6 protein-coding genes and 1 pseudogene are annotated in these 5578 nt (G+C 65.5%); all 7 read left to right on the plus strand.

Going from position 1 to position 5578, the window contains the following annotated elements:
* A pseudogene (locus ACE3UY_RS10915) lies at positions 1–457 on the plus strand (metal ABC transporter permease); the annotation flags it as partial.
* 22 nt (positions 458–479) lie between these two features.
* Positions 480–1190 carry an isoprenylcysteine carboxylmethyltransferase family protein gene (locus tag ACE3UY_RS10920; RefSeq protein WP_374687561.1) on the plus strand — a complete coding sequence of 237 codons (711 nt, stop codon included), beginning with the start codon at positions 480–482 and terminating at the stop codon, positions 1188–1190.
* A gap of 164 nt (positions 1191–1354) precedes the next feature.
* On the plus strand, positions 1355–2068 hold the full coding sequence (locus ACE3UY_RS10925; RefSeq protein WP_374687562.1) for an isoprenylcysteine carboxylmethyltransferase family protein: 714 nt from the start codon (positions 1355–1357) through the stop codon (positions 2066–2068).
* Positions 2069–2256: 188 nt separating this feature from the next.
* On the plus strand, positions 2257–3123 hold the full coding sequence (locus ACE3UY_RS10930) for a hypothetical protein (RefSeq protein ID WP_374687563.1): 867 nt from the start codon (positions 2257–2259) through the stop codon (positions 3121–3123).
* Positions 3120–3980 (plus strand): hypothetical protein, encoded by an 861-nt coding sequence (locus tag ACE3UY_RS10935; RefSeq protein ID WP_374687564.1) that lies wholly within the window; start codon positions 3120–3122, stop codon positions 3978–3980. Before ACE3UY_RS10930 ends, ACE3UY_RS10935 begins: the two co-directional genes overlap by 4 nt.
* Before the next feature lie 40 nt (positions 3981–4020).
* The gene (locus ACE3UY_RS10940; protein ID WP_374687565.1) at positions 4021–5211 is read left to right on the plus strand and encodes a hypothetical protein; all 1191 of its coding nucleotides are present in this window, start codon (positions 4021–4023) and stop codon (positions 5209–5211) included.
* Between the two features lie 113 nt (positions 5212–5324).
* On the plus strand, positions 5325–5578 hold a 254-nt coding region (locus ACE3UY_RS10945), incomplete at its 3' end, for a hemolysin III family protein (RefSeq protein ID WP_374687566.1).

Consider the following 5578-nt stretch of genomic DNA (forward strand, 5'->3'; position numbering starts at 1 on the left):
CGCCGCCTACCTGCTGACCGACCGGCTGAGCCGCATGCTGCTCTACAGCGCGGCGCTGGCCGCGGCAGGAGCCATCGGCGGCTTCTGGCTGGCGCGGGCGCTCGACGCCAACCCGGCCGGCTCTATCGCCGGGGTGCTGGGCGTGCTGTTCCTGTTGGTGTTCCTCGTCGCGCCGGAGCGCGGGCTGGCGGCCCAGGGGTTGCGCCGCGCCCGGCAGCGCTGGGAGTTCGCCCAGACGGCGCTGGCTATCCACCTGCTGAACCACGAGAACACGCCGGAGATGGCGAACGAGTGCCGCGTGGATCACCTTCACTATCACATGCGGTGGGAGCCTAACTTCGCCGCGACCGTCGTCGGCCAGGCCGAGCGCGAGGGGCTGGTGCGGCGCAGCAACGGCGACCTGCGGCTGACGGCCGACGGCCGCGAGCGCGCGCGAGCGGCATTCATTCACGTATAAGGTTCGTTACTGGAGAATCGAGATGACAGAACTGACTGAAACCCAACCGGCCGCCGCGCGGCTCAACCGCAACGGCGCGCGCCTGTTCCTCGGCGTCCTGCTCTTCACCGCGGCGCAGGCCGGGGTCGCTTTCCTGGCCGCCGGCACGCTGCGCTGGGCCGCGGCCTGGGCGTACTTCGGCGTGTACGCGCTGTGCTTCACGCTGGGGCTGGCCTGGGTGGCCTCGGTCAACCCGGCGGTCATCAATGAGCGCGGCCGGCGTTCGACCAACACGGAGGCATTTGACCGGCGCTTTCACCGCGTTATGCCGCTGACCATTTTCGGCGGGCTGATCGTCGGCGGGTTGGATCATCGCTTCGGCTGGTCAACGATGCCCGCCCCGCTCCAGCTGGCCGGCCTGGCGCTGCTGGTCGCGTCGCTGGCGATTGCCAGTTGGGTGCTGGCGACCAACGCCTACGCTTCGCGGGTGGTACGACTGCAAGAGGGGCATCGCGTCGTCACCACCGGCCCGTACCGCTTCGTGCGGCATCCTATGTACAGCGGCACGCTGCTGGCCTGGGTCGCCGCGGCGCTGAGCCTGGGGTCGTGGTGGCTGTTCGTCCCGGCGGCGCTGGGCATCGCGCTGTTCGTCTGGCGCACGCGATTGGAGGACGCCACGTTGCAGGAAAAGTTGCCTGGCTACCGCGAGTATGCGCGGCAGACGCGCTACCGGCTGGTTCCGGGGGTGTGGTAGGGATGGGTTCGTTGACTAAAGACCTGACAGGTCTGGACGCTGTGACCGACTACTGAAAAGCTCTGGGGAAGAACGGCAATGAATTGCCTGACCACGAACGAGCGCAATGTGTGGTATGATGAAGATGTAGGGCGGGTTGACAAGCCGCGCTACAGGAGGAGCCAATGTCCCAATTAACTGCTCAACAACCCCAAGAGGGCCTGAACGAATACGGCCGCCGCCGCTTCATCCAGGTCTTCGCCATGATGGCCGTCTACGCGCTATGCCTGTTTGTCCCGGCCGGCACGCTGCGCTGGTGGAATGCCTGGATGTACCTCGGTCTGTTTCTGTTCGCCATCCTCACCGGCGGCCTCTACGTCGCCCGGAAGAACCCGGCGATCATCAACGAGCGCGGCCGGCCTTCGGAGAACACCAAGCCATTCGACCGGCTCTTCGCCCGGCTGTCTGTGCCGATCGGCCTGAGTACGCTGATCGTCGCCGGGCTGGATCACCGCTTCGGCTGGTCAAGCGTGCCGCTGTGGCTCCAGATCGCCGGCTTCATCGGAATTCTGCCCGGCCTCATCATGCCGTACTGGGTGATGCTCGTCAACGCCTACGCCGCGACGACGGTGCGCGTGGAGGTGGAGCGCGGCCAGCACGTCATCACTACCGGTCCTTACCGTTACGTTCGCCACCCGCTCTATAGCGCCACGCTCTTCGGCTATATCTTCTCGCCGGCGGCTTTTGCGTCGTGGTGGATGGCGATCCCCCTGGCGCTCAGCAGCGTGCTGTTCATCTGGCGGACGGCAAATGAGGATCGGACGTTGATGGCCGAGCTGCCCGGCTATCAGGAGTACGCTCAGAAGACGCGCTACCGGCTGCTGCCCGGCGTGTGGTAGACATCGCGTAGGGGCAGACCTGCGTGTCTGCCCCCAGGGCGCACACACCGCGTTGTCTGCCCAGGGCGCACACGCAGGTGCGCCCCTACCGGATATTCATTTCCCCCTCTTCCAATCGCCGCCGCGATCATTTACAATGCACAGGGCCAATTGAATAGCCATCTATCGCTTACAGGAGAGTATGCTCTATGACCACCGGCGCGGTTACGGATGCCACGCGGCTACTGCCAGTCATGCGCAGGATGCTTTACGCCTCAACCATCCTCGTCATCTCGATCAGCTTCTTTCTCTTCCTCTTCCCTGCCCGCACCGAGACCCTCTTCGCCTGGACAATCAACCCACCGCTGACCGCCGCCGTGCTGGGGGCCAGCTATCTGGCCAGCGCGCCGATGACCTACCTGGCCGCGCGCGAAACGGTATGGGCGCGGGCGCGGGTGGCCGTGCCCGGCGTGATACTCTTCACGGCGCTGACCACCCTGGCGACGTTCATCCACCTCGACCGCTTTCATCTCGACGCGCCCAACCTGTTTACCCGTTTCGTCACGTGGGTGTGGCTCCTCGTCTACATCCTCGATCCCATCTTTTTCAGCTACGCGCTCTTCCGCCAGACGCGGCCGCCCCAGGTAGACCCGCCGCGCCTCGCGCCGCTGGCGACCTGGTATCGATTGGCGCTCGTCGCGCTGGGCGCGCCAATGCTACTGTTCGGCGCGCTGATGTTCATCGCGCCGGCCCGCGCCATCCCGCTGTGGCCGTGGGAGTTGACGCCCCTCACCTGCCGGGCCGTTGGCGCGTGGAGCGTGGGCATCGGCTTTGTGATCCTGCACGCGGCTTGGGAGAATGACGGGGCGCGGTTGCGCGGCGCAGCCGTTGCGCTGTGCCTACTCGGGCTGCTCCAGCTTTTCAACCTGGTGCGCTTCGCCGGCACGCTGGACTGGGGTAGAACCTCGGCCATCGTCTACACGCTCTTCATGGCCGCGGCTACGTTGGTCGGAGGGTTCGGCTGGTGGCGGGCGTCTCGTGACAGCCGGTATCTGGCGGCGCAGAGGTCGGCATGAACGTGCCTGTACCGCGTGGCGTCAAACCTGTCGTCCCGGCTATGCGCGTGCTGCTCTATGCCGCATCCGTGTTGGTAGCTCCCATCGCGCTGCTGTTCGTGCTGCCGGATCGGACAGACACGTTGGCCGCCTGGCCGATCAAACCGCCGCTGACGGCCGCTACGTTGGGCGCGGCCTATCTGGGCGCTTTCTTTCTGGCCTTTCTCGCGGCGCGACAGACCATCTGGGCGCGGGCGCGCATCGCCTTCCCGGCCATCTTCATCATCTCCGTCCTGCTGCTCATCGCCACGCTGCTCCACCTCGACCGGTTCCACTTCAACCACCCCGCCGCCTTCACCCGCTTTCTGGCCTGGCTGTGGCTGGTGGCCTACGCGCTCTTTCCGGTCGTCATGCCGCTGGCGCTCCTCATCCAGCTCCGCCAGCCGGGGACAGACCCGCCGCGCGTCGCCCCGTTGCCGGGTTGGTATCGGGCCTTGCTGGTCGTTCAGGGGATCATCTGCGTGCTGGTGGGGGCGATTCTGTTCCTGACGCCGGCGCTGGGGATGGACATCTGGCCGTGGGAATTGACGCCGCTAACGGCCCGCGCGCTCGGCGGATGGGCCGTCGCCATGGGCGCGTTGGCCCTGCACGCCGCCTGGGAAAACGATTGGCCGAGGCTGCCGGCGATGATGGCCGGTTACACGGTGCTGGGCGTGCTGCAACTGGTCAATCTGGCCCGGTTCGCGGCGACGCCGGCGTGGAACAGCGCGGCCGCCTGGCTCTATCTGGCGGTCATCGTCGTGGTGACGTTCACCGGTGGGTATGGCTGGTTGAAGACGCGACAGGAGACCCATCGAGAGGGGGCGCACGCCCTATAAGCCCATTGTGCCACCGCGCGGCGAGGATTATACTGTAGGCATGAAGAAGTTCGTCCTGGCCTTGTTGTGGCTGTTGGGCGGACTGACTCCGGCCCTGGCTGTATCGGAAGGAGCCATCCCCCACGAGCCTATTCCCGCGCCCTACTGGCAGAGCGACCCCGTCGCTCCCAGCGGCTACGCCAACGCCCTGGCGCTGGACGCAGCCGACCGCCCGCATCTGGTATACCACGACACCGCGACCGGCATGTTGCGCTATGCCGTCCGGCCGGCGGAGGCGTGGGCCTTCGGCGATATCGCCTACACCCCGTATACTCCCGGCGACTTGAGCTTCGACCTGGCGCTGACCCCGGACGGCGTGCCCTGCGTCGCCTATGCCAGCGCGGGGAGCGATCCGCTGCTGTTCTTTGGATGTCTGGAGAAGGACACGTGGCAGATGGAAATGATCGCCGAGGGTGGACGCTCGGCGTCGCTGCGCGTCGACCGCGGCGGCCGGCCACATATCGCTCTCATACAACAATCCAATAACGTCGTTTACATGACGCGTGACGATGAAGGCGTGTGGCAAACCGAGATTGTGGAGCAGCCTGGTCGCTATGCGGCGCGCTTATGGTTAGTCATTGATAGTCAGAGGCGACCGCATGTGATCTACCACGGGCCGCTGCCGCCGATGAGGACGACTGGATCTACCCACAACGACCCAAATAGTCCAAGTGTGCTCACGGATGACCAACCACACATGATCCACGCGGTTCGTCAGTCGGCCAATGTATGGGAGAAGCAACCGTTGCCGTTCAGCCAAGTAGAAGCGGCGGCGCTCGCTCCGGCCGATGAGCTTTGGCTTCTGGTCAGCGAGTGGCAGGTACAGTGGGGCCATCCCCCCTTCTCCTCGGCCAAGCTGATGCTGGCGCAACCGGCCGGCGATGACTGGACTACCGAGTTCCTACGCGAAGATTACGACTGGCAGATCGAGGCCGATCTGGCGGTGGATTTGAGCGGCCGGGTGCACGTGGTCTACCGCGACATTACGGGCTTGGTGCACTACGGCCGGCGCGCCCTCGACGGGACGTGGGAGCGACACTCACCCGGCCTGGCCGAACAGATCGAGATCAGCATGAAGCTGGGCGGCGACGGGCAGCCGCGGCTGACGCTGCAACGAGAGGGGCAGATGGTCTTGATGACGCGGGTGCACATCCTGGACAAGATGGTGTACGTGCCCGGCATCTGGCGATAGCCCTGACGGATGGGCGGCCACCAGTACTCTGATAAAAACGAGCCTTCCGGCCACCCACCTGTCAGGTCTTTTAGCGCTTGCGCCGCGGCGCGGCGTCGTTTACAGTGTATGGTATGGAAGAATCGACTGCCTCCCTATCGTTCCGGCAGCGCTGCATGCAGCGCGTCAATGAGCATTATACGCTCGGCGAGGAGATCGCCCATAGCGTGACGCACGGCATCGGCGCAGCGCTCAGTGTGGCAGCGCTGGTCGTGCTGGTCATCCTGGCCGCGACGCGGGGGACGGGCTGGCACCTTTTCAGCTACACCGTCTACGGCATCAGCCTGCTGTCAGTCTATCTGGCCTCGACGCTCTACCACGGCGTGCA

Source organism: Promineifilum sp. (SeqCode) (assembly GCF_041918635.1).
Taxonomy (GTDB): Bacteria; Chloroflexota; Anaerolineae; order Promineifilales; family Promineifilaceae; genus Promineifilum.

Bases quoted from the DNA above. Each gene is read 5' to 3' on its own strand.
- ACE3UY_RS10920 (WP_374687561.1), top strand. From the start codon at position 480: ATGACAGAACTGACTGAAACCCAACCGGCCGCCGCGCGGCTCAACCGC.
- ACE3UY_RS10925 (WP_374687562.1), top strand. From the start codon at position 1,355: ATGTCCCAATTAACTGCTCAACAACCCCAAGAGGGCCTGAACGAATAC.
- ACE3UY_RS10930 (WP_374687563.1), top strand. From the start codon at position 2,257: ATGACCACCGGCGCGGTTACGGATGCCACGCGGCTACTGCCAGTCATG.
- ACE3UY_RS10935 (WP_374687564.1), top strand. From the start codon at position 3,120: ATGAACGTGCCTGTACCGCGTGGCGTCAAACCTGTCGTCCCGGCTATG.
- ACE3UY_RS10940 (WP_374687565.1), top strand. From the start codon at position 4,021: ATGAAGAAGTTCGTCCTGGCCTTGTTGTGGCTGTTGGGCGGACTGACT.